This is a genomic window from Mycobacterium sp. P4_H6 (assembly GCF_056400845.1).
In genome coordinates this window covers 1-23,968 of record NZ_JBFUKN010000097.1, presented here as the reverse complement: position 1 = coordinate 23,968, position 23,968 = coordinate 1, and the positions used below count along the sequence as shown (strand labels likewise).

23 protein-coding genes are annotated in these 23,968 nt (G+C 68.0%); 11 read left to right on the top strand and 12 right to left on the bottom strand.

Features of this window, described 5'->3' with window-relative positions; all coding sequences use genetic code 11:
* The coding region (locus tag AC1DTF_RS27595; RefSeq protein WP_477476373.1) for a tyrosine-protein kinase domain-containing protein at positions 1-1,327 on the bottom strand (1,327 nt) is incomplete at its 3' end.
* 241 nt (positions 1,328-1,568) lie between these two features.
* Here AC1DTF_RS27595 and AC1DTF_RS27590 point away from each other — a divergent pair.
* Entirely contained in the window at positions 1,569-3,005 is a 1,437-nt protein-coding gene (locus tag AC1DTF_RS27590) for an O-antigen ligase family protein (RefSeq protein WP_477476372.1), read from the top strand.
* Here AC1DTF_RS27590 and AC1DTF_RS27585 read toward each other — a convergent pair.
* From AC1DTF_RS27585 to casI, 8 genes are all read right to left on the bottom strand, one after another.
* Positions 3,002-4,129, bottom strand: a complete 1,128-nt coding sequence (locus tag AC1DTF_RS27585; RefSeq protein ID WP_057167217.1) for a glycosyltransferase — start codon at positions 4,127-4,129, stop codon at positions 3,002-3,004. The two genes, AC1DTF_RS27590 and AC1DTF_RS27585, sit on opposite strands and share 4 nt — an antisense overlap.
* Positions 4,126-5,307: a lipopolysaccharide biosynthesis protein gene (locus AC1DTF_RS27580; RefSeq protein ID WP_200962130.1), complete on the bottom strand. Its 1,182-nt coding sequence runs from the start codon at positions 5,305-5,307 to the stop codon at positions 4,126-4,128. The genes AC1DTF_RS27585 and AC1DTF_RS27580 overlap by 4 nt, the downstream gene beginning before the upstream one ends.
* A gap of 4 nt (positions 5,308-5,311) precedes the next feature.
* Entirely contained in the window at positions 5,312-6,448 is a 1,137-nt protein-coding gene (locus AC1DTF_RS27575) for a glycosyltransferase family 4 protein (RefSeq protein ID WP_477476371.1), read from the bottom strand.
* Positions 6,448-7,125 carry an acyltransferase gene (locus AC1DTF_RS27570; protein ID WP_057167219.1) on the bottom strand — a complete coding sequence of 226 codons (678 nt, stop codon included), beginning with the start codon at positions 7,123-7,125 and terminating at the stop codon, positions 6,448-6,450. The genes AC1DTF_RS27575 and AC1DTF_RS27570 overlap by 1 nt, the downstream gene beginning before the upstream one ends.
* Positions 7,126-7,198: 73 nt before the next feature.
* Positions 7,199-8,377 carry a glycosyltransferase gene (locus tag AC1DTF_RS27565; RefSeq protein ID WP_477476370.1) on the bottom strand — a complete coding sequence of 393 codons (1,179 nt, stop codon included), beginning with the start codon at positions 8,375-8,377 and terminating at the stop codon, positions 7,199-7,201.
* Between the two features lie 132 nt (positions 8,378-8,509).
* Positions 8,510-9,634: a 3-ketosteroid-9-alpha-monooxygenase, oxygenase component gene (locus AC1DTF_RS27560; protein ID WP_477476369.1), complete on the bottom strand. Its 1,125-nt coding sequence runs from the start codon at positions 9,632-9,634 to the stop codon at positions 8,510-8,512.
* 2 nt (positions 9,635-9,636) lie between these two features.
* Entirely contained in the window at positions 9,637-11,220 is a 1,584-nt protein-coding gene (locus AC1DTF_RS27555; protein ID WP_477476368.1) for an FAD-binding protein, read from the bottom strand.
* A complete protein-coding gene (gene casI, locus AC1DTF_RS27550) occupies positions 11,213-12,838 on the bottom strand; it encodes a steroid-22-oyl-CoA synthetase (protein ID WP_477476374.1) in 1,626 nt (541 codons plus the stop codon). The genes AC1DTF_RS27555 and casI overlap by 8 nt, the downstream gene beginning before the upstream one ends.
* 128 nt (positions 12,839-12,966) lie before the next feature.
* Between casI and AC1DTF_RS27545 the strand changes: the two genes are divergently transcribed.
* Genes AC1DTF_RS27545 through AC1DTF_RS27535 form a run of 3 tightly spaced genes read left to right on the top strand, consistent with a single transcriptional unit; the run spans position 12,967 to position 15,490 of the window.
* The gene (locus AC1DTF_RS27545) at positions 12,967-14,595 is read left to right on the top strand and encodes an acyl-CoA carboxylase subunit beta (RefSeq protein WP_057167222.1); all 1,629 of its coding nucleotides are present in this window, start codon (positions 12,967-12,969) and stop codon (positions 14,593-14,595) included.
* Positions 14,592-14,852: an acyl-CoA carboxylase subunit epsilon gene (locus AC1DTF_RS27540; RefSeq protein ID WP_057167223.1), complete on the top strand. Its 261-nt coding sequence runs from the start codon at positions 14,592-14,594 to the stop codon at positions 14,850-14,852. Before AC1DTF_RS27545 ends, AC1DTF_RS27540 begins: the two co-directional genes overlap by 4 nt.
* Entirely contained in the window at positions 14,849-15,490 is a 642-nt protein-coding gene (locus AC1DTF_RS27535) for a Maf family protein (RefSeq protein ID WP_477476367.1), read from the top strand. The genes AC1DTF_RS27540 and AC1DTF_RS27535 overlap by 4 nt, the downstream gene beginning before the upstream one ends.
* Positions 15,491-15,492: 2 nt before the next feature.
* Here AC1DTF_RS27535 and AC1DTF_RS27530 read toward each other — a convergent pair whose 3' ends face one another.
* Positions 15,493-15,912 (bottom strand): ChaB family protein, encoded by a 420-nt coding sequence (locus AC1DTF_RS27530; RefSeq protein ID WP_057167225.1) that lies wholly within the window; start codon positions 15,910-15,912, stop codon positions 15,493-15,495.
* A gap of 90 nt (positions 15,913-16,002) precedes the next feature.
* Here AC1DTF_RS27530 and AC1DTF_RS27525 point away from each other — a divergent pair, with 90 nt between their 5' ends.
* From AC1DTF_RS27525 to AC1DTF_RS27500, 6 genes are all read left to right on the top strand, one after another.
* Complete coding sequence (locus tag AC1DTF_RS27525; protein WP_057167226.1) at positions 16,003-16,545, top strand: cysteine hydrolase family protein; 543 nt, start codon at positions 16,003-16,005, stop codon at positions 16,543-16,545.
* A 34-nt stretch (positions 16,546-16,579) separates the two neighbouring features.
* The gene (locus tag AC1DTF_RS27520) at positions 16,580-17,476 is read left to right on the top strand and encodes a sulfurtransferase (RefSeq protein WP_477476366.1); all 897 of its coding nucleotides are present in this window, start codon (positions 16,580-16,582) and stop codon (positions 17,474-17,476) included.
* Positions 17,473-17,889, top strand: a complete 417-nt coding sequence (locus AC1DTF_RS27515) for a SufE family protein (protein WP_477476365.1) — start codon at positions 17,473-17,475, stop codon at positions 17,887-17,889. Before AC1DTF_RS27520 ends, AC1DTF_RS27515 begins: the two co-directional genes overlap by 4 nt.
* Positions 17,890-18,104: 215 nt before the next feature.
* The gene (locus tag AC1DTF_RS27510) at positions 18,105-19,538 is read left to right on the top strand and encodes a hypothetical protein (protein WP_057167229.1); all 1,434 of its coding nucleotides are present in this window, start codon (positions 18,105-18,107) and stop codon (positions 19,536-19,538) included.
* Between the two features lie 270 nt (positions 19,539-19,808).
* On the top strand, positions 19,809-21,605 hold the full coding sequence (locus AC1DTF_RS27505; protein WP_057167230.1) for an acetyl/propionyl/methylcrotonyl-CoA carboxylase subunit alpha: 1,797 nt from the start codon (positions 19,809-19,811) through the stop codon (positions 21,603-21,605).
* A gap of 81 nt (positions 21,606-21,686) precedes the next feature.
* Positions 21,687-22,019, top strand: a complete 333-nt coding sequence (locus tag AC1DTF_RS27500; protein WP_057167231.1) for a hypothetical protein — start codon at positions 21,687-21,689, stop codon at positions 22,017-22,019.
* 1 nt (position 22,020) lies between these two features.
* Here the strand turns inward: AC1DTF_RS27500 and AC1DTF_RS27495 are convergent, their stop codons facing one another.
* Positions 22,021-22,581 carry a nucleotidyltransferase family protein gene (locus AC1DTF_RS27495; RefSeq protein ID WP_477476364.1) on the bottom strand — a complete coding sequence of 187 codons (561 nt, stop codon included), beginning with the start codon at positions 22,579-22,581 and terminating at the stop codon, positions 22,021-22,023.
* A gap of 314 nt (positions 22,582-22,895) precedes the next feature.
* Between AC1DTF_RS27495 and AC1DTF_RS27490 the strand changes: the two genes are divergently transcribed.
* Positions 22,896-23,267 (top strand): STAS domain-containing protein, encoded by a 372-nt coding sequence (locus tag AC1DTF_RS27490; RefSeq protein WP_057167233.1) that lies wholly within the window; start codon positions 22,896-22,898, stop codon positions 23,265-23,267.
* Between the two features lies 1 nt (position 23,268).
* Here the strand turns inward: AC1DTF_RS27490 and AC1DTF_RS27485 are convergent.
* Positions 23,269-23,968, bottom strand: a 700-nt coding sequence (locus AC1DTF_RS27485) for a SigB/SigF/SigG family RNA polymerase sigma factor (protein ID WP_477476363.1), incomplete at its 5' end; no start/stop codon positions are given.

The following is a 23,968-nucleotide window of genomic DNA, read 5'->3' as shown; positions in this document are numbered from 1 at the left end:
GTCCCGGCTCGCAGGTGGCGACCACGCCGAGCACCGGTGCGTGCGCGGTCTGCAGCACCTTGAGCGCCTTGCGCAGCGCCGTGGTCTTGGTGTGGCCGAGCCGGCCGAGCACCAGTGCGCCGTCGCCGAGTGCGGCGGGCACGGCGCCGTCGGCGTACTTGGTGAGCGGCGGGGTGTCGATGATGACGTAGTCGAAGTGTCCGCGCAGCAGTTCCAGCACCCGCTGCACCCGCTGGTCGCCCCACAGCTCGCGACGCACCGAGGGCACCGGACCGGACGGCAGCAGCGCGAAACCGGACTGCGGCACCTCGATCAGCGACTCGGACAGGTCGTGCTGGCCGGCGAGCAGCGTGGTGAAGCCCTTCGTTCCGGCCTGCGTGACGGCCGCGGAGTCGAGCGCAAGCAGCTGCGGCAGTTCCGGATTCACCAGGTCACCGTCGACCAGGACCACCGAGTGGCCCGACTCGGCGAACGCGACGGCCAGGTCGATGGCGGTCGAGGACCGGCCGTCCTGGGGGGACGGGCTGGTCACGGCGATCACCCGGGGGTGCTGACCGGTGGCATTGCGGGCGAACTGGACGTTGGTGCGCAGTTCGCGCAGGCGCTCGACGGCCAGGCCGCCGGAGTCGATGTCGATGATGCCGTCGCGGCTCTGCTTGTCGGCCACCAGCGTGCCCAGCAGCGGGATACCGGTGACGTCCTCGATGCGCTCGCGACGGCGCAGCTTGGAGTCGGACAGACCCAGCGCGATCGCCAACAGCACGCCGAGCACCAGACCGCCCACCGCACCGGCGGCCAAGCGAGTGGTCAGACCCATGGCGGCCACCTTGGTGCCATAGCTGGCGTCGTCGACGAGCACCGCGGCTGCCGCGGCCTCGCCGCCACGGCGCGAGGTCTCCAGTTCGGCGGTCACATTCACCAGTTGGTCGGCGACGGCATTGGCGTAGCGCTGAGCGGCCGCCGGGTCGGGATCGGTGGCGGTGACGTCGAGCAACACGGTCTGCGGCAGCGGGACCGCGGTGATCTTGGCGCGCAGCTCATCGACGGTCAGCGGCGCCTTGAGCTGGTCGATGGCCCGGGCAGCGACCTGATCGCTGGTGGCCAGACCGGCGTAGGAGAAGACGCGCTCCTGGGAGAACAGGTTGTTCTGGTAGGCATCGCCCACCGAGGTGCCACTCTGGGTGGTGACGAACAGCCGTGTCGTCGATGAGTACTGCGGGGTCGAGAAGAGGGTGCTGGCATAACCCACCGCGACGCCGATCAGCGTCGCCAAGAGCACCACCCACCACAACCGGCGAAAAATTCGCAGGTAATCACCGATGGCCAAGGGAGCACTCCATTCGCTCTTGGATCGCCACAACAATGCAACGATAGCGTCAACAACAGTAGCTGCACACTTTGCCGAGCGCCCCTGTAGCGCGGCCAGCTAAGTCGATGCAAGGATAGTTAAATGCAACGACGGTGCGGTAAAGCCGTGAGGATCATTCCGCAATGAAGACGAGTCCGCAATGAAACTCGGCGCGTCTACACGGCCCAACCTGCTGGTCGGAGCCGCGATCATCATATTGGTGCCCGTGATCGCCGGCACGGTGGCGCTCGGCGGCAAGGTCGGGGTGATGGCCGTCGGCGGGCTGATCGCACTGGCGGTCGGCGTCTATGTCGGCCTTCGCCACCCGCTGTGGCTGTACTGGGGTATGGCGATCGCCGTCGGCATGCTGCCCTTCGGCTACTTCCCCGGCGTGCACCTTCCGCTGTATCTCCCGTTCGCCGGCGGCGCGCTGGTGGCGGCTCTGGTCCATCCCAACGCCGCCAAACGCTTCCCCGTCCTGGGCAGCACACTGGCCAAGAGCGTGCTGGTGCTGGTGGTCATTTCCGGGGTGTCGATGGTGCTCACATTCAGCTCCATCGTGAACATCCTCGATTACACCAAGTGGGCCATCGCCACGGGCGCTTTCTTCGCGCTGCTCGCGCTGCCGCGGGAGCATCTGGCCAAGTTCGGCCGCATCTTCGTCTATGCGGCCAGCTTCAATGCGCTGATCGGTATCGGGTCAATTGTGCTCGGCTCCAATCAGATACTGCTGCAGCCATTCCGGATCTTCGGCTATGCGGTGGCCAATACCGAACGTTTCTTCTTCACCGGTGGCACCTCGAATCTGCCACGCACCGACCGATTCCAGGTTGCCGCCGACAGCCAGGCGTTCAGCCGGCTCGGCGGGCTGTGGCTGGACCCCAACGCCGCCGGTATCGGTCTGGTCATCTCGTTCGTGATCGCCATGATCGTCTTCACCGGTTGGCGGCGCGTGGTGATCGCCGCGATCCTCGGTTCGGCCATCGCGCTGACGCTGAGCCGCTCGGCCATCGTGAGCGTATTGGTCGGTGTCGTACTGGTTTTCGTGTTCCACCCGATGCGTTCACGCGATCGCCAGATCCTGGTCGGCACGCTGACGCTGGCCTTCATCGGCGCCTTCATGGTGCCCTCGGTGCGTACCCGGCTGATGGGCACGCTCAGCTCCAATGACGCCGGCGCCACCGACCGGGTGGACTCGATCCGGGAGTTCCCCGGACGCATGGACGGGCACTGGCTGTTCGGTTGGGGTTGGTCGCAGCGCGAGTTCAAGGACGGTGCGTACGCCTTCATCGAGAACTTCGTGTCCAATGCCCCGTTGATCGCGATTCACCGCGGCGGCATCTTCGTCGGAGCGGCGTTTCTGGCGGTCGTCGTGATCGGGTGTGTAATTGGTTACCGGTTGTTGCGATCGAATTCGCTACCGGGCGCACTTTATGGCGGCGTATTCATCGGATTCTCGATCGTTGCTCTGAATCTCGATCACCCCGTGGTGGTCATCCCGCAGATCGTGTTTCTGTACACCATTTTCCTGACATTTCTGGCCTACGCCGATCAACTCCGGCGCGAGGACAAAGAGCGCGCCGCGCTGGAGACGCGCATCGCCGAGGCCACCAGGTCCGTGCCGACGGCGGCACCGGTCAGCGCCGGACGCCACTAACCGGTCAGCAGCGCCTCGACCGCACGGTGGGGCCGTCGCTCCTGCCAATACCGGCTGTTCAGCGCGTACAGCCGGTCCCCCGCCGCGGTGGCGGCCTGCACATCCAGCAGCAGCCGGCGGCACTCGGCGACGAAGTCGGCGTCCTCGTCGTGGACGCCGAGTTCCAACAGATCGCCCAGCGAGCCGACGGCGGGGGTGGTGCCCACCACCGGCAGGCCCATCCGGGCCGCGTCGAGGATCTTCACCCGCACCCCGCCACCGGTGCTGATCGGCGCGATCATGGCCCGGCAGGTCCCCAGGAAACCGACCAGGTCGTCGACGAAACCGAGGTCGCGCACACCGTCGGGATACTGCGGTGCCTTGGCTTTCGAGTGTCGGGCGCCGATGACGCAGAGTTCGGCGCCGGCGATGCCCGCCGAGATCTGCGGCCACAGCCGCAGCGCGGTCAGGAACGCCTCCTGATTCGGCGCCCAGTCCCTGGTCCCCATCAGGACCAGCCGGCGCGGGGTGGCCGCCACCTCGACCTGGGCGGCCGGCGGCAGCGTCAGATCCAGCCAGCGCGCGGACGGAACACCGTTGGCGCGGTAGAACTCCGCCTCCTCGGCGTCGTAGGTGCCCACCGCGTCGGCAGCGCGGGCCACCCGCAGTTCGTCGCGCACCAACCTGCCCACCTGCAGGCGCCCCAGCACTCCCCGGGTGGCCCGCCAGACCAGGGATTCGCTGACATGGGTGTTGACCACGAACCGCGCGTTGCCGCGCCGTTCGCTGCGCAGGAACGATTCGGCCATGTAGCTGTGCTCGGCGACGAACACGTCGGCCGGTGACGCGGAGATCGCGGCGACCAGTTCGTCGTTGTCGAACCGGGCGTGCGCGAGGCTGCGCCCGCTGCGCGCGGTGTCCTTCAGCAACCGCAGCGGCTGCACACCGGACTTGGCCACCCGCTGCACGACGGCGCCGCCCTCGACCAGATCGGCGGTGGTGCGGCCCGGCGGCTGATGCGACAGACAGATGACCGACACCTCGTGGGAATCCGAGGCCAGCCGCATCACCAGCCGGGACAGCTCCACATCCCCGCCGTGCTCGACGACCGGATCCTTCGACAGCAGGAACGTCGCCCTGGTCATTCCGGCGCCTTTCTGGCAGGGGGTTTGCGGTAGAGGACATAGGCGTAGATGCCCAGCAGCAGCGCGTCGGCGATCACCGTCGCGATGGCGGCMCCCACGGCGCCCGCGACCGCGAGCAGTGCGACCAGCCCCAGCTTGACCGGCAGCAGGCTGATGTTGGCCACCAGCCGGGTGGTGTCGCGACGTTGCAGGTAGAGCACCGCCTGGAACACCGAGGTGACGGTCCGCATGCCGCAGAACAAGCTCATGATGATCATCGCGACCGCGAGTTGCTGTGGCGCCGGGGTGAACAGCATGACCACACCGACGATCAGGACCAGCAGCCAGGCGACGCCGCCCAGGATCAGGGTGCTCTTCAGCGGCGGCCCGGCGGCCAGCTGCCCGTCACCCTCGCGCAGGGAGCGGTTGTAGGACATGCCGAAGGACTGCCCGACGGCGACGATCGCGATGGTCACGGTGACCGTCAGCGCGTAGTACCCGACGATGGTGTCGTTGGTCAGCCAGCCCAGCAGCAGCACATCGCCCTGCAGGTAGGCGGCCAGGCCCAGCATCTCGCCGACCAGGATGGCGATCAGTTTGGGCGGACCGGGCATACCGGGGCGGGGCCCCAGCACCGAGAAGCCGACGACGACGGCGATCACCACATAGGGCGCCACCAGGAACAGGCTGGCGACCTGCAGGGTGGGGTCGTCGACGAGGAAAACGTATGCGGCAGCACACATCACGCTGACGACCTGGCGGATGGTGTCGAGTTGCGCGACCCGTTGCGGCTGCCCGTCGCGTGCCCAGTGGCTCTGGTAGGCCTTCATGATGATCTCGCCGCCGGCCACGAACAGCCCGAACCAGGCGATGTAGCTGACCTCGACCAGAGCCGCCCCGGCCACCATCAGGGTCAGGCCGAGCAGATACCGGGTGGCCCGTTCGGCGAGGAACCGCTCCTCGGATTCCCGTACCGCGCGCACCGCGAACGGGTTGTCCAGCGGTGGGCCGATCAGTGAGAAGGCGGCATACGCCATGCCGTACTGGCCGTAGTCGGCGATCCCGAGCTGGGCGATGATGATCACCGTCCACAGCAGGCCGACGCCGCGGCCGCCGTAGAGCCAGAACACCGCCCACAGCGTGCGCACCAGATGATGCGAGGTGGGCGCGGGCGCCACCGGCTCGATCGGTTCGGTCACCCGTTCAGGCGCTTTCGCTCTGTCCGGAGAGGACCCGCGTCCAGATCTCGACGAGGGCGTCGGCGGTGCGCTCGGCAGAACGCTCCTGACGGGTCCGGTCGGCGTTGCGCCCCAGTTCGGCGAGCCGGGCGGGATCGTTGAGCAACGACTCGATCCCCTCGGCCAGGCCGGTCGCCACGGCGTCCTCACCCTCACCGCGCGGGCTCACGGTGAGAACACCGTGCGCACTGTCCAATTCGGCCAGCGAGCCGTACCCGGTGCACACCACCGGCGTGCTGTAGGCCATCGCGTGCGCCACCACGCCGGAGGCCGGATAGGTCTCGGCGTAGAAGTGCCGCTTGCCGTAGGGAACCACGATGGCGCGCACCGAATCGAAGAACGCATCTTCGTGCGCGCCGTCCACACCGCCCAGGATCTCGATGCCGTCGGCCCGCGGCAACTCTTCGGTGCCGCGCCCGGCGACCCGGATGGCGATATCGTCGGGCAGCAACTCGCGGATCCGGGCGATCTGCTCGAAACCCTTGCCGCGGTAGACGAATCCGAAGAATCCGACCGCCTTGGGGCGCTCTTCGGCGGGCCTGATGGCGGGCCGTTCCCGCACCAGGTGCGGAACGTAGTAGGTGGTGGTGCGCGGATAGGTGCGTTCGATCGACTGCCTGCCGGTCTCGGTGAGCGCGATCAGCGTCCGGTCCCCGTGCACCCGGCCCTCGATGGCCTGCGACAGCGGTCGCAGCGGGTAGTGGATGCCATGGGTGAGCAGCCGGGACTGCGCGATACGGCGGGTGCGGGCCAAAAACCACAGACCCTGCGGCGGATCGTGGATCGTGGAGGTGACCGGAACGCCCTTGAGGCCCGCCACGGCCCAGAAGGTGGGCAGCACACCGGTGGACAACTCGGCGTGCACCAGGGTCCGTCCGGGCGGCCCTTCGGCCACCAGTCGCCGTACCTGCGCGCGATGCCTGCGCAGATCGGCCAGACTGTCCTGGCCCGGCCCGGCGGTGCGGTGTTCGACGACCTCGCCGAAATGCGGGCGCAGCGCGGTCAGCAGGTCCTGCGCGTAGTCGCCGACCGCGGTCTGGCCCTCGTCGGGCGCGACGAACACGAGCCGGTGATCACCGAACGGGACCGACGCCGCACCCATCAGTAGAACAGCGGGCGGTGATTGTTGGTGTAGCCCAGTGAGTCGGCCGGACGCTTACCGATCACCTTGGCGGGCACACCGCCGACGATCGCGAGTTCGTCGACGTCCTTGTTCACCACGGCATGCGCGGCCACCACGGCGCCGCGGTGGATGAGCGACGGCAGCACCATCGCGCGGCTGGCGATCCACACGTAGTCCTGCACGACGGTCGGGATCGGGACCGGCAGGAAGTCGGGGTGGTTGATGTCGTGGCCGCCGCCGATGAAGTGCACGTCGCTGGCGATGGTCACGTTGTTACCGATGTAGAGGCCGGCGCGGGAGTCCAGCAGGCAGCGGAACCCGATCGCGACACCGTCACCGATGGTGAGGAACTCGATGTCCAGCACCGTGGTGCCACGCAGGATCGAGGTGCGCTGCCCGATCCGCGCACCCATCAGCCGCAGGAAGCCCTGCCGGATGGTGTGCGACGGGATGAAGGTGATGAAGCTGTTGAAGAACAGCTCACCGAGCCGGTTGCGGATCTTGCGGCCGCGGGTCATGCCCTGCATCTTGTAGTCGATGACCCGGTTGTTCTCGTCGAGAATCCACTCGGGCGGCGGGGGCATGTGCAGATCGGGAGCAGCGGCAAGCTTGCGGGCGACGTCTGCCGGATCTGCCGACGCTGGTACTCCGGTCATAGGTGTTGTGCTCCTTTGAGAAATTCGCGTCAACCATAACTAGCCGAACAGGCTCGCGCCGCTCGGTTGGCCGTTACCCGGCCCGTTCAGGATTTCGGGTGCCGCTCAGTTGGTCGACGGCGGTGTACAGCGATTCCGCGTACCGCTGCTCGGTGAACCGTTCGGCGTGCGCCCGCAGTGTGTCGGGGTCGAAGCGGCAGGCCTCGAAGCGGTCGAGCGCCTCGGCGATGGAATCGGCGGCCGGCCGGTCGAAGAACATCCCGGTCGTGCCCTCGACCACGGTGTCCAGGAAGCCACCCCAGCGCAGCACCACCGCGGGTCGCCCCGACACCGCCGCCTCGATGGGGGTCAGCCCGAAATCCTCGTAACTGGCCGCGATCAACGCCCGGCAGGACTGGTACAGCCAGGCCATCTGCCCGTCGGTGAGCGCCGAGAGCATCCGCACATTGGGTGTCTTCATCCGCTCGATGCGCGCGGCCTCCGGGCCGTGGCCGACCACCACCAGGCGGCGATCGGTGTTCGCGAAGGCCCCCACCACGGCGTCCACGTTCTTGTAGGCCATCAGCCGGGACACGCACAGGTAGAACGGTTCGCCTCCGTCGGTGGCCCAGTCCTGCAGTTCGGGGACCGGTTCGGCCGCGGTGTGCGGTTTCATCGCGATCGGGGACGGCAACACGCCGGCGTCGATGCCGTAGGCGGCGTGGATGCGGTGCTTGATGGCCGTCGACACGGCGAGGTAACGGTCGACTGTCATCGCCGCCCGGCGGTCCCACGACTTCAGCAGGGGCGAGCCCACTTTCAGCGCGGCCCGCTTCAGGGTGTCCCCGTCGGGTTTGAGGTAGTGGTCCAACGCGTAGAGCCAGTGCGCCGGGGTGTGGCAGTGCACGAGTTTGGCGCCGTCGGTCCGGAAGCCGTGTGCCCAGCCGCTGCTGCTGGTCACCACCACGTCGGCGTCGACGAACATCGCGCCGGCCGCGAACGGCAGCACGGGCAGGGCCACCCGGTGGTGCTTGCGGAACAATGAGACCCGGTTGAGCGGGGAAACCCGGATATCGCGGTCCGCGAATTCCGGGTAGGTGCCGTCCGGGTCGTACAGCAGGGTGTAGATGGGGGCGTCCGGGAACGCCTTGCTCATCGAGAGCACCACCTTCTCCGCCCCGCCACGCTGGGTGAGGTAGTCGTGGGCGATCGCCACCCGCGGCCCGTCCACCCCGTCGTACCTGTGCGGCGGCGCGCTACGGTCGTCGGGCACGACAACTCCTCCTGCGAAAACGACATGTGCGCGTCGGTGCGGCCGACGTCGGGTGCTCAGCTGACGTTAGCTGACCCAGTTCACCATGCCGACCAGTCACCCGCCAGTTGCTCCCGCCCCGGGTGCAGGTGGTCAGCGCGTGGCCAGGTTCTCCAGGTTGTGGTTGACCTCTTGTTCCCAGATGCCGAACGCGTGGGTGGTGTCGACCTCCAACTCGAAACGGTCGGTCATCTCCGGCGTCACATCGGCGACGTCCACATAGAACTGCTCGTACCAGCGCCGGTGCTGATAGACGCCGCCGTCCTCCTCGGTGAGCAGCGGGTTGTCGATGCGGGTCTTGTGCTTCCAGATCTCGACGTCTTCTCCGAATCCGTCGCCGAAGGACCGGCTCATGGCCCCGGCGAGCTTGGCGGCCTTGTCGGCGGGCAGGCCCGGCATCTGCTGGACGGCCACGCCGTACTGCAGCACGAACGAGTTGTGCGTCACCGGGTAATGGCAGTTGATCAGCGCCACCTCCACGGTGAAGCCCGGCGCGAGGTCGTTGTGCAGCCAGTTGATCATGTAGGCCGGACCGAAGTAGGTGGCCTCGGACCGCAGATGCGTTCCGTCCCAGAGCTTGTCGGGGTCGGCGATGTAGTCCGGCCGCGGTTTGGACTCCATGAACTGGCTGGCGGTGTGGCCTTCGATGACGTTCTTGAAGAACGTCGGGTAGGCGTGGTGGATATAGAAGAAGTGCGCCATGTCGACGTTGTTGTCCACGATCTCACGGCAGTGCGAGCCCTCGATGAGGATCGAATTCCACTGCCACGGCGACCACCGGCCCTCGGCGTAACCGTCGATGGACGGTGGCGCCAGTTCCGGTGGCGGACTGGAACGCTCCGGGTCGTGCCAGACCAGCAGCTGCCCGTTGACCTCGTGGGTGGGCCAGGTGCGGGTGCGCGCCATCCGCGGGGTGCGCTTGGCGTAGGGCACCAGCTTGCATTTGCCGTCGCTGCCCCAGCGCCAGTCGTGGAACGGGCAGGCCAGGTTGTCGTCCTTGACGGTGCCGCGGGACAGGTCCCCACCCATGTGGCGGCAGTACCCGTCGAGCACGTGCACGGCCCCGGCGGCATCGCTGTAGACCACCAGCTTGGTGCCGAAGGCGTCGATGCCGTGCGGTTGCCCGTCGCGGAACGAGTCGGCCAGGCCCAGGCAGTGCCAGCCGCGGGCGAACCGCGTCATCGATGTGCCTGCGTCGATCTCCCGGATCTCAGTCATGCTCAGGTGCTCTGTTCTTCGCGCAAGCGCTCATCACTCCTGCTTAACATGTCTCGCACCGCCAGGTGGCTGAACAGCATGCTCGTTCCGATCGGATTGCCACCGCCGGGGTATGCGGTGCCGCTCGGGGCGGCCATGGTGTTGCCCGCGGCGTACAGGCCGGCGATCACCCGATCCCCGGAATCCAGCACCCGCGCGGCGGTGTCGGTGCGCAATCCGCCCTTGGTGCCCAGGTCGGACACCCCGAAGGCGGCGGCGTGGAACGGGCCCTGCTCGATCGGCACCAGCGGGGACTCGCCGCCGGAGAACGCGCGGTCATACGGTTCGTCGCCGCGGCCGAAATCCTCGTCGGCACCGGCACGCACGAAATCGTTGAACCGGGCCACCGTGGCGACCAGTTCCCGCGGCGGCACCCCGATCTCGGCGGCCAGTTCCTCCAGCGTGTCGGCCGTCCGCCACAATCCGGCCGCGAGGTACTTCTCGGTGTCGACCATCGAGACGTTGGTGGCCTTGACGGGCGGGACGACGCCCTCGCGGTCGTCGTAGACCATCCAGTACGGCAGCGTCACCGTGCCGGCGGCCATCGCGTGCAGGACACCACGGCCCAGCCGGTCGTAGGCGGCGGATTCGTTGACGAACCGCTTGCCGTGATCGTCGACGAAGATGCCGCCGGTGAACCACAGCGCGAAGGCCGACGTCCCGTCCGGGTGGGTGAGCCCCGGTGACCACCACGCCTGATCCATCAGGTCGGTGTCGGCGCCGGCGGCGATACCGGCCAGGTGGGCCAGACCGCGATTTCCCCACGGGCCCATGGTGTCCCGGGCGTCTCCGGGCACACCGTAGCGGGCCCGCATCTCGTCGTTGTGCTCGAAGCCGCCGGCGGCCAGCAGCACGCCGCGGCGTGCGCGGATGGCCCGGCGCTGCCCGTCGGTCTCCACGATCGCACCGGCCACCCGGCCGTCCTGCACCACCAGCTCGACCAGCGCGGTGTTCAGGCGCGCCGAGGCGTCCGGGTAGCGGGCGGTGGCGGTCAGCAACCGGGCGATCAGTGCCCGGCCGCCGACGAAATAGTCCTCGGGTTGCGGATGGCCCAGGCGGTCGGCGTCCAGCGGCCCACGCACCGATTTCCGCAGTGCGGGTGCCGCGGCGACCTTGAGCGGTTTGGCGGCAATGTGGCGCATACCGTCGGCACGCGCCTTGGGCGCCCTGCCGAAATAGTCCGGCCAGGGCAGCAGTGAGAACTTCAGCAGCTCATCGCTTTCCAGGTACTCGATGAGCGGCGCCCCGCTGCGGACGTAGGTTTCCTGCAGCGCCGCCGGTGTGCGGTCCCCGACCACGGCCCGGTAGTACTCGCACGCGTCATCGAGGGTGTCGTCGACGCCGGCGCGCTGCAGAACGGGATTGCACGGGAACCACATTCCGCCGCCACCGGAGTACGCGGTGGTGCCGCCGAACTTGTCGGTCGCCTCGACGAGGATCACGCCCAGACCTTCCCTGGCCGCGGTGTAGGCGCCGGTCGCCCCGCCGGCGCCCGATCCGGCGACCAGCACATCGGTGGTCTCATCCCAATGCTGCCGATCAGACATGACGTTGCCTTCCGTACGTGGCGAACTCCCCATCCAACGCGGCCCGGTCGGCATCGGTCATCGGCCGATACTCGGGGCCCGTGCGGCCCACCCATCGGTACACCGGTTCCTCGGTATGCCAACGTTGTTGCTGCAGTTCACGTTTGAGTACCTTGTTGGAGCCGGTGACCGGGAGATTGCCGGAGACCCGCAACAGTCGCGGCGCACCCTTGGCACCCAGGTCGTCCTGGCCCCGCAGGAAGGCGGCGAACTCGTCGATGTGGAACTCGCCGGGGCGGGCCACCTCGATGGCCGCCATCACCTGGTCCCCGGAGCGCGGATCGGGCACGGCGAACACACCGGCGGCGATCACCTGCGGGTGGCGGCGCAGCACGTGTTCGATGGTCAGGGCGGAGATGTTCTCGCCGTCGACCCGGATCCAGTCGCCGCGGCGCCCGGCGAAGTAGAGGAACCCGTCCCCGTCGAGGTAGCCGAGGTCACCGGTCCAGTACCAGCCGTTGCGGATGCGTTCGGCGTTGGCCTCGTCGTTGTTGTAGTACCCCTCGAAGGTGCGGGTGCCGAACTTGTCGACGATCTCGCCGACCGCGTCGTCGGGGTTGAGCACCCGGCCCCTTTCATCCAGAACCGCTGCCGCACAGTCCTTGAGCGTGTGCGGGTCGACGATCGTGACGCCGTCGTGCAGCGGCCTGCCCAGCGCGCCGGGCGGGGCGTCGGCGGCAGTCGCGACCGCACCACCGCCCTCACTGGACCCGTACCCCTCGAACAGTTCGGCACCGAACCGGCGACGGAACTCGGCCTGGTCGTCCGGTGAGGCCTCGGTGCCGAAGCCGCGCTGCAGCGGGTTGTCCGCGTCATCGGGGTGTTCCGGGGTGGCCATCAGGTAGCCCAGCGCCTTGCCGACGTAGGTGAAGAAGGTGGCACCGAAGTACCGCACGTCGGGCAGGAACCGTGAGGCCGAGAAGGACGGGGCCAGGCAGACGGTGGCACCGACGGCCAGCGCGGGCGCCCACAGCGCCATGATGGCGTTGCCGTGGAACAGCGGCATGCTGCAGTACTCCACGTCCTCGCGCCGGTGGCCGTACTTGTCCACCGCCGCGTAGGCGATGCGGGCCAGCCTGCCCTGACTGCACCGGACCGCCTTGGACGCTCCGGTGGTGCCCGAGGTGAACAACAACAGCAGCAGCGTGTCCTCGGCGACCTCTGCCCTCAGCGGCGCCCCGCGGTACCCGTCGACCGCTGCGGCGTAGGCGGGGGTGTCGATCACCAGCAGTGTCGCCTCGTGGTCCAGCGTGCGCAGCCGCTCGGCGCCCGCGGTATCGGTGACGATCAGTCGGCAGTCGGCGAGCCGGATCTCGGCACTCAGCTCGGCGGGCCCACGGGTCGGGTTGATGCCCACCACGGTGGCGCCGGCCAGCGCCGCGCCGCCGAGCCAGAACACGAAGTCCGCGACGTTGGGCAGCAGCACCCCGATATGGGGCGGTGCGCCCGGGCGGTCGGCCAGCAGTGCGGCGCCCAGCGCGCCGCGGGCAGCGGATTCGGCGACCACCTCGTCCCAGGTCCAGTCGCGTTCATGAGAGCGCAGGCCGAGCCGGGTGTCCCCGCGTCGATCGAGCAGCATGGCGGCGATGGATTCGCGGGTCAGGTCGGCGCTCGGCACCGACACAGCTTGGCCGTCGATCGACCCGCAGTGAGTTAACTCGCACCTCTCTTATGCAGTTCTTAGAAGTACAGCTAGCATCGACTCCCATGACGAGCACTATCGAGCCGGCGGCAGAGCACGTACCCGATATCCACACCACGGCCGGCAAGCTGGCCGACCTGCGGAAGCGCGCCGAAGAGTCGCTGCACCCGGTCGGTGAGGCCGCGGTCGAGAAGGTGCACGCCAAGGGCAAGCTGACCGCCCGCGAGCGCATCTACGCGCTGATGGACGAGGGTTCTTTCGTCGAGCTCGACGCGCTGGCCCGGCACCGCTCCACCAACTTCGGCCTGGAGAAGAACCGGCCCACCGGTGACGGCGTGGTGACCGGCTACGGCACCATCGACGGCCGCGAGGTCTGCATCTTCAGCCAGGACGCCACCGTCTTCGGCGGGAGCCTCGGCGAGGTCTACGGCGAGAAGATCGTCAAGGTTCAGGACCTGGCCATCAAGACCGGCCGCCCGCTGGTCGGCATCAACGACGGCGCCGGCGCCCGCATCCAGGAGGGTGTGGTCTCCCTCGGCCTGTACAGCAAGATCTTCCACAACAACATCAAGGCCTCCGGCGTCATCCCGCAGATCTCGCTGATCATGGGCGCCGCCGCCGGCGGGCACGTCTACTCCCCCGCACTGACCGACTTCGTCATCATGGTCGACGGCACCAGCCAGATGTTCATCACCGGCCCCGACGTCATCAAGACCGTCACCGGCGAGAACGTCACCATGGAGGAGCTGGGTGGCGCGCACACCCACATGGCCAAGTCCGGCACCGTGCACTACGTCGCCTCGGGCGAACAGGACGCCCTCGACTACGTCCGCGACCTGCTGAGTTACCTGCCGCCGAACAACTACGCCGACCCGCCGCGGTACCCGGCGGTCGTTCCGACCGGGGCCATCGAGGAGAACCTCACCGGTGAGGACCTCGAGCTCGACACCCTGATCCCGGATTCGCCGAACCAGCCCTACGACATGCACGAGGTCATCTCGCGCATCCTCGACGACGACGAGTTCCTCGAGGTGCAGGCCGGCTACGCCACCAACATCCTCATCGGCTTCGGCCGGGTGGACGGGCGTTCGGTGGGCATCGTGGCCAACCAGCCCACCCAGTTCGCCGGCTGCCTGGACATCAACGCCTCCGAGAAGGCCGCGCGGTTCATCCGCACCTGCGACGCCTTCAACATCCCGATCGTGCTGCTGGTGGACGTGCCGGGCTTCCTGCCGGGCACCGACCAGGAATTCAACGGCATCATCCGCCGCGGCGCCAAGCTGCTGTACGCCTACGGCGAGGCCACCGTCCCGAAGATCACCGTCATCACCCGCAAGTCCTACGGCGGCGCGTACTGCGTGATGGGGTCCAAGGACATGGGCGCCGACGTCGTGGTCGCCTGGCCCACCGCACAGATCGCCGTCATGGGCGCCTCCGGCGCCGTCGGGTTCGTGTACCGCAAGGAACTCAAGGATGCGGCAGCCGAGGGCGCGGACGTCGACAGCCTGCGCCTGGAACTGCAGCAGACCTACGAGGACACCCTGGTGAACCCCTACATCGCGGCCGAGCGCGGTTACGTCGACGCGGTCATCCCGCCGTCGCACACCCGTGGCTACGTCGGCACCGCGCTGCGACTGCTGGAGCGCAAGATCAGCCAGGTTCCGCCGAAGAAGCACGGAAACATCCCGCTGTGAGCGACGCAAGCGAGGCCCCTGTGGAAGAGACCGCGACCCCGGCGACCCATGAGCCGCACATCAAGGTGCTCAAGGGTTCTCCCACCGATGACGAGCTGGCTGCGCTGATCGGCGTGCTGTCGGCCGCCGGCGGCGGTCCGGCCGAGCCGGTCGTCACCGAGAAGAACCTGTGGGGCCATCCGGTCGACCGGCTGCGCTACCAGAGTCACAGCTGGCAGCGGGTGACCCTGCTGGAGCGGACCCACCTGCGGAAGTGACCCGCCTGGTCCTGGGTTCGGCCTCCGCGGGGCGCCTGAGCGTGCTGCGGCACGCCGGTGTCGAGCCGCTGGTCGTGGTGTCCGATGTGGATGAGGACGCCATCATCGCGCGGATGGCCGACGACTCACCGGCGCACATCGTGGCAGCCTTGGCCGACGCCAAGGCCCAGCGCGTGGCGGAACTGCTCGATGCCGGTATCGCCGCCGATTGCGTTGTCGTCGGCTGCGATTCGATGCTGGAGGTCGACGGGGTGCTGAGCGGTAAGCCCGGCACCGTGGCGGCCGCCCGCCGCCAGTGGCAATCCGCGGCCGGCCGCACCGGGCAGCTGCACACCGGACACCGCGTGCTGCGGGTACGCGACGGGGCCGTCATCGGCGAGACCGGGCGAACCGGTACCACCACAGTTCATTTCGGCGTTCCCGGCGCGGACGATCTGGACGCCTACCTGGCCAGTGGCGAACCGCTGTACGTCGCGGGCGCCTTCACCCTGGACGGACTGGGCGGCTGGTTCATCGACCGCATCGAGGGCGATCCGTCCAACGTCATCGGGCTCAGCCTGCCGCTGCTGCGGGTTCTGTTGGCCGACATCGGGATATCCGTCGCCGCGCTGTGGGCGGCGAACGCGCCGGCCGGCTGACCTCAGCGGTTCTCGCGCGTCTCCCGGCGATTGGCCACCTGGATGGCGTCGACCAGCTCGTCCTTGCTCATCGTGGAACGGCCCCGGATGTCGAGGCGGCGCGCGATCTCCTGCAGGTGCTTCTTGCTGGCGTTGGCGTCGACACCCTCCGCGGTGGCGCCCGTCGGGTTCGGGCCGCCGCTGCGCGCGCGTTCATCGGACGGTCCACGTTCGGCCTTGGCTTCCCAATGATCCCCGACCTTCTCGTAGCTGTGTTTGAGCGCCGAATAGGCGGCGCGATGTGCGCGCTCCTCATCGCCGTACTCATCGGCCGCCGCATCGTGAACCTTGGCGAACGTGCGCTGGGCCTTGGCCTCCGATTTTCGGAGGGTGCTCGGCAACTCGTCCTGTTTCGGCGTGCCCTGGCGCGTGGTTTTCGGCATCGGAACCGCTCCCTTCGACCGTGGTTGGGTGCCCGTCCCGCCGACCGGAGAAACGCGCATGAATCGCCGGCACCGGGGTATTTCCCGAACATGGCCGACACCGCGATCCTCGTCATCGACATGCTCAACGCCTACCGGCACCCCGATGCCGATCAGCTGATGAACAGCGCCGCCGACATCGTCGAGCCGCTGGCCGATCTGATCCATCGCGGCCGTGATGCCGAGGACGTCGACGTCATCTACGTCAACGACAACTACGGCGACTTCACCGGCGACTGGGACGACATCGTGCGCGCGGCACTCGACGGCGCCCGGCCCGATCTGGTGAAGCCCATCCTTCCGGCCCCGGAATGCCTGCGCCTCACCAAGGTTCGGCACAGCGCCTTCTACGCCACCCAGCTGGACTACCTGCTGCAGCAGATGCAACCGGACCGCCTGGTGATCACCGGTCAGGTGACCGAACAGTGCGTGCTCTACACCGCCCTGGACGCCTATGTGCGGCACTACGACGTGGTGGTGCCACCGGATGCGGTGGCCCACATCGACGCGGGCCTCGGCGAGGCGGCGCTGGCGATGATGCGCCGCAACATGCGGGCCGAACTCATCCCCGCAGCACACTGCCTGCCGGCGTGAGCGCTGCGTCACTGATCATGGGTACGCTCATGGGGTGTCGCTTCCTGCCGATCCAGATCCTGCCCTCGCCGCCTATGCGCACCCCGAACGTTTGGTCACCGCGGATTGGCTGTCGGCCAATCTCGGGCGGCCCGGGCTGTCCATCGTGGAGTCCGACGAGGACGTCCTGCTGTACGACACCGGGCACATCCCGGGTGCGGTGAAGATCGACTGGCACACCGACCTCAACGACCCGGCCGTCCGCGACTACATCGACGGCGCCCAGTTCGCCGAACTGATGGACCGCAAGGGCATCTCGCGCGATGACACCGTGGTCATCTACGGCGACAAGAGCAACTGGTGGGCCGCCTACGCGCTGTGGGTGTTCACCCTGTTCGGCCACCCCGATGTCCGCCTGCTCGACGGCGGGCGCGATCTGTGGGTGTCCAACAGCCGCGACACCACGCTGGATGTGCCGAGCAAGCCGAGCAGCGGTTACCCGGTCGTCGAACGCGATGACGCCGCCATCCGGGCGTTCCGTGAGGATGTGCTCGGCGTGCTCGGGCAGGAACCGCTGATCGATGTGCGCTCCCCGCAGGAGTACACCGGTGAGCGCACCCACATGCCCGACTACCCCGAGGAGGGTGCGCTGCGGGGCGGGCACATCCCCACCGCGGTGTCGATCCCGTGGGCCAAGGCCGCCGAGGACAGCGGACGCTTCCGCAGCCGCACCGACCTGGACGCGCTGTACGGACATCTCACCGCCGACGACAAGACCATCGTGTACTGCCGCATCGGCGAACGCTCCAGCCACACCTGGTTCGTCCTGACCCATCTGCTGGGGTTGCCCAACGTGCGCAACTACGACGGATCCTGGACCGAGTGGGGCAATGCGGTGCGGGTACCGGTCGCCGTGGGCGAGGAGCCCGGATCGGCACCCGCGGCCACATGAGCGTGCCCGCGGCGCTCGCCGAAGTCGTCGGGGAGTTCCAGGAGGTCACCGGGCAGGACAAGCTGCAACTCCTGCTCGAATTCGCCAACGATCTTCCGGAGTTGCCCCCGCACCTGGAGGAGGCCGCCATGGAACCGGTCCCCGAATGCCAGTCGCCACTGTTCCTGGACGTCGACGCGACCGACCCCGACCATGTGCGACTGTTCTTCAGCGCTCCCGCCGAGGCGCCGACGACACGGGGTTTCGCGTCCATCCTGGCCGCAGGCCTGGATGGACAATCGGCCGCCGACATCCTGGCGGTACCTGACGATTTCTACGCCGACCTGGGCCTGGCGGCGCTCATCAGTCCGCTTCGGCTGCGCGGGATGTCGGCCATGCTCGCCCGGATCAAGCGCCGGTTGCGCGCCACCTGACGCCTGCCGCGGCCGGACCTCACGCGCTGTGAGTGCCATCACTGTTGTCGCCGGTGTCAATATTGCCGACCACGGCAATTCCCGTCGATCCGTGCCAGAATGGCTCAAAGCCAGCTAACTAGCCAGCGAGCCGTCCGCACCGCCCGCCAGGCTGGATACGACGGTTGCGGGCGGGGGCCAGCGGCGAAGGACGACCAGGAAAGGGGCCCAGCTCGATGAATCGGCAGGCCAGAGACGTCATTCTTTATGAGCTCAACGAAGTCCCGTGGGATGTCGTCGACATCTACGTCAAGCATCGTCCCGACTCGAACATCGCGGCACTGCTCCGGGAGGGCCAGTCGCTGACCACCGTGCACGAGGACCGCGAGGAGTTGCAGGGGCTGCAGCCGTGGCGCACCTGGCCCACCCTGCACACCTCCTCCTACGAGCACAATTCCTTCGACCTGGGCCAGGATCCCTCGACGTTCCGCGGCGAGCCGATCTGGGATGTCGCCGAGAAAGCCGGTCTGTCCGTCGGACTGTTCGGCCCGATGCAGAGCTGGCCGGCCCGCCCGTTCAAGCACGGCGGCTTCTATGTGCCCGACACCTTCGCCTCCGATGCCAAGACCTACCCGCCCGCCCTGGAACGGTTCCAGGCGTTCAACCTCGCGATGACCGGTGAGAACGGTTTCTCGCCGGACTCCGCGCTGAGCCCCAAGGCGCTGGCCGGCACCGCGGTCGATCTGGTGCGGCTCGGGCTGACACCTCGGGTCACCGCCACCCTGGCCACCCATCTGGTCAAGGAGCGAATCGACCCGCGCTACAAGGCTTTCCGATCGGCGATGCAGGCCCCGCTGAGCTTCGATCTGTATTGGCGCCAGCACCGCAAGAACAACCCGCGCCTCAGCGTCTTCTTCACCAATCACGTGGCCGGCATGATGCACCGGTTCTGGGGCGACGGGATGCCCGGCTACACCGAGACGTACGAGTACGACGCCGACGAGGTGTACGGCAGCTTCATCGTCGCCGCGATGGACATCACCGACCGCCAGATCGGGCGCATCCGCAAATATCTGGCCAAGCATCCGCAGTCCATGCTGGTGCTGTCGGCCAGCATGGGCCAGGGCCCGGTGGAGGTGCCCAAGTTCGACGGTGGCCGGTTCGTCCTGGACGACCACACCAAGCTGATCGCCCAACTGGGCCTCAAGCCCGCCGACGTCGCGCTGGCGATGTACCCGATGCTCTCGCTGGTCTTTCAGTCGGAGTCCGATGCCGCCGAGGCCGTCGCACCGCTGGAGTCGGTTCTGGTGAACGGCACCGAGCGGCTGTTCGCCCGGCTGCGGGTGGAGGGCAAGACCGTCACCTTCGGCATCGACTACACGGTGCCCGGCGACGACACCACGACCGTGACCCTGCGGCCCACGGGTGCCGACGCCGGCGTGACCGTCCCGGCCACCGAGTTGGGCCTGAGCGTGCACTCGCGGATCGGTGGGGTGAACACCGGCTACCACATCCCCGAGGGCATCCTGCTGGCCGCGGGGGCCGGCGTGACCGCCGATCCCTCGCGCAAGGAGGTCGACATCCTCGACGTGGCGCCGTCACTGTTGGCCAATGCGCTCGGTGTGGACCCGTCGCCGTCGATGAAGGGCATCCCGACCCTGTTCGGCTGAGGAAGAACTCGACAGCTGTCAAGAAACGGCGGTGCCCCCGAACGGGGGCGCCGCCGTTCTACTCTGAGGGTGCATTCGGCGGCATTCCCGCAGCGCAGCTACCGAGCACGTCACACGTACCGACCAGTAACAAACCCGCCTTACCGGAAGGGCGACGGTAACTCCGCCGAAAATCGGGGGTCCGACTCGCCACCCCGGAATTGGACACATAAACTTCGCCCGATACATTCTTAAAGACGTTTCTTAGAGAACATGCCATCAGGAGGCCCAGTGCCCAGTCACGCCAGCTCGAAGATCTCAAAGGTGCTCGTCGCCAACCGCGGGGAGATCGCCGTCCGTGTGATCCGAGCCGCGAAAGACGCCGGGCTGGCCAGCGTGGCCGTCTACGCCGAGCCCGACGCCGACGCACCCCACGTACGGCTCGCCGATGAGGCGTTCGCCCTCGGTGGCCAGACCTCCGCCGAGTCCTACCTGGTGTTCGAGAAGCTGCTGGAGGCCGCCGCCAAGTCCGGCGCCAACGCCATCCACCCCGGCTACGGCTTCCTGTCCGAGAACGCCGACTTCGCCCAGGCCGTCCTCGACGCCGGCCTGATCTGGATCGGGCCCAGCCCGCAGTCCATCCGCGACCTCGGCGACAAGGTCACCGCCCGCCACATCGCCGCGCGCGCCGACGCTCCCCTGGTCCCCGGCACCCCCGACCCGGTCAAGGACGCCGACGAGATCCTGGCCTTCGCCAAGGAGTACGGCCTTCCAATCGCCATCAAGGCCGCCTTCGGCGGTGGCGGGCGCGGCATGAAGGTCGCCCGCACCCTCGAAGAGATCCCCGAGCTGTTCGACTCGGCCACCCGTGAGGCGGTCGCCGCATTCGGCCGCGGCGAGTGCTTCGTCGAGCGCTACCTGGACAAGCCGCGCCACGTCGAGGCCCAGGTCATCGCCGACACCCACGGCAACGTCGTCGTCGCAGGCACCCGCGACTGCTCGCTGCAGCGCCGCTTCCAGAAGCTGGTCGAGGAGGCGCCCGCGCCGTTCCTCACCGAGGCGCAGCGCAAGGAGATCCACGAGTCCGCCAAGCGCATCTGCAAGGAGGCCGGTTACTACGGTGCCGGCACCGTCGAGTACCTGGTCGGCCAGGACGGCCTGATCAGCTTCCTCGAGGTCAACACCCGCCTGCAGGTGGAACACCCGGTCACCGAGGAGACCTCGGGCATCGACCTGGTGCTGCAGCAGTTCAAGATCGCCAACGGCGAGGCGCTGGACATCACCGAGGACCCGACGCCGCGCGGGCACTCCTTCGAATTCCGCATCAACGGCGAGGATGCCGGCCGCGGCTTCCTGCCCGCCCCCGGCCCGGTCTCCAAGTTCGAGCCCCCCACCGGCCCCGGCGTCCGCATGGACTCGGGTGTGGAGAGCGGCTCGGTCATCGGCGGCCAGTTCGACTCGATGCTGGCCAAGCTGATTGTCACCGGCGCCACCCGCGACGAGGCCCTGGCCCGCTCGCGCCGGGCGCTGGCGGAATTCAACGTCGAGGGCCTGGCGACCGTGATTCCGTTCCACCGGGCCGTGGTCTCCGATCCCGCCTTCATCGGCGACGGCGACGGCTTCACCGTGCACACCCGCTGGATCGAGACCGAGTGGGACAACACTGTCGAACCGTTCACCGGCGGTGAGCCCCTCGACGAAGAGGACAACCTGCCCCGGCAGAAGGTCGTCGTCGAGGTCGGCGGACGTCGTCTGGAGGTCTCGCTGCCCGGCGACCTGGCCATCGGTGGTGGCGGCGGTGCCGCGGCGGGCGCCATCCGCAAGAAGCCCAAGGCGCGCAAGCGCGGCGGCGCCGCCGGTGCGGCAGCCTCCGGCGACTCGGTGACCGCACCCATGCAGGGCACCGTCGTCAAGGTCGCCGTCGAAGAGGGCCAGCAGGTCGCCGCAGGCGATCTGGTCGTGGTGCTGGAGGCCATGAAGATGGAGAACCCGGTCACCGCCCACAAGGACGGCACCATCACCGGACTGTCCGTGGAGGCCGGTGCCGCCATCACCCAGGGCACCGTGATCGCCGAGATCAAGGACTGACACCCGCTCACTGGCCACTTATTGCGCGGGTTCGTACCGAATCCCGTGCGATAAGTGGCCATTCGGCATTCTGGAGGCCTGATGGAACCCGTGGAGATCAACAACGGGCAGTGGTACCTGCGGGGGCTGCGCTACGACGATCGCGTCGATGACCGCCCCGCTTTGGCCGACCTCGGCGAAACCGACCTCGATTACATCGACGAGGCCGCCGACGGCTGGGAATCCGACACCCGCTACACCTGGGCGGTGTGCGAACCGAGCACCGGCGAACTGCTCGCCGAGGTCACTCTGGACCGCGAAACGGGGTTCATGGCCAGCAGGGCCCGGCCGGGCTTCGAAGACGCAGCGGCGATGTCCGAGGACACCGTGCGGCGTTATGCGTCGGCCGCGCTGGGCCTCACGGTGCACACCTGACTCAATTCTCGGCCCGCTCGTCGATATCGGCACCGCCGGCCAGATCACCACATTCCACCGCGATGACGTCCTCGCGGGCGCGCAGGAACGGCCCAGCTCCGACGTCACCGCTCAGCCCGGTGAGCAATTCCCGCCGATGCCGGCGCGCGATGACGACGGGATGGCCCGGGCGGCCGGCATAGACCGCTCGGGCCAATCCCGACGGTGCCGAGCGGGCCGCTTCGAGCACCCTGGCGACCACGTCGGCCCCGACATCCGGGGTGTCCACCAGATGCACGACGGCGAAGGCCGCGTCCACGGCGTTCAGCCCCGCCCGCAAGGACGCCGACAGACCGTCGGCCCAGTCCGGCGCATGCACCGCGCGGGCCGGGGCGGGCACTTCGACGGCATCCGCACCGGCCGCACCGAGCACCACGACCACCTCATCACAGCCACCGCCAGCCAGGGCCGCAACCGCCCGCCGCAACCAAACTCCGTTATCTGCAAGGACTTTCGGCATCCCATACCGGGTGCCTGCTCCGGCGGCCAGCACGACGCCGGCGGCGGGGGCGGTAGTCGACATGACACCAGTGTGAACCGGTCGACGGAATCCGGCCCATCGACCGGGAGAATCACCGTGATGTCAAAAATGACACGTGACATCGCAATTTCCTGAGAGTCCAGCAAGGCGATTGTTCGCATTGATCATGTGGCGTAGGGTCGGTACCAGGTTGAGTTAACAGCCGGCACCACGCGTCATCGCAGCTACGGGGCCCTCGAGAGCCCCCGCCTAATTTGCCTCAAGCACACGGGGTCGATTTCTTCAGAACCGGAACACGCGGACGCGTGCCAGCACGATCAGGTTCATCCAGAGTGCATCCGACTGATGGAGTTCACATGACCAACCTCAACGCCGACGTGCGGGTCGCTGCCACGCAGCACCTCACCCGCGACCGGGCGAGCTACACCACCCAGGCCTTACCGCCGTCGACCGTCGTGATCACCGTCGAAGGTGAACTCGATGCGGCGAACACCACCCAGTTCAGCGACTACATCCAGCTCCGCCTGCGTAATGCCGAGAAGCTGGTGCTCGACCTCAGCGGAGTGACTTTCTTTGCCGCAGAAGCGTTCTCGGCTGTTCACAAGGTGAGCGTCCAGGCCGCCGGGCAGAACGTGCAGTGGAATCTGCTGACCAGCGCAGCCGTCGACCGGATGTTGCAGATCTGCGATCCCGACCACGCTCTCGACGAACTGCGCAAGGCAGGCTGACCTACTGCAGTTCGTCGCGCAGGCGCGCCAGGGATTTCGCCAACAGGCGCGACACGTGCATCTGCGAGATGCCGACCCGTTCGGCGATCTGTGACTGGGTCATCGATTCGAAGAACCTGAGGATCAGCACCGTGCGCTCACGCTCGGGCAGGGTCGCCAGCAGCGGTCGCAGCGCCTCCCGGTTCTCGATCTGATCGAGCGCGTCATCTGAGGATCCGAGCGTATCGGCGATCGCCGGCGCCTCGTCATCGCCCGAACCGCCGCTGTCGATGGACAGCGTGTTGTACGAGCTGCCGGCGATCAGACCCTCGACCACCTCTTCGCGATCCATGCCGAGTTCGGCGGCGAGTTCGGTGGGGGTCGGCGCGTGGCCCAACCGCTGGGACAACTCCGCGGTGGCCGCACCCAGGCGCAGGTGCAGCTCCTTGAGCCTGCGCGGCACCTTCACCGACCAGCCATTGTCGCGGAAGTGCCTGCGCACCTCGCCCATGATGGTGGGCACCGCGTAGGAGGCGAAGTCCGAGCCGGCATCGACGTCAAACCGGTTGACCGCGTTGACCAGACCGACGCGAGCCACCTGCACCAGGTCGTCGCGGGCTTCACCGCGGCCTTCGAAGCGGCGCGCGATGTGATCTGCCAAGGGTAGGCAGCGCTGCACTATCCGCTCTCGTTGCCGCGCGAATTGTGCTGAGCCCTCAGGG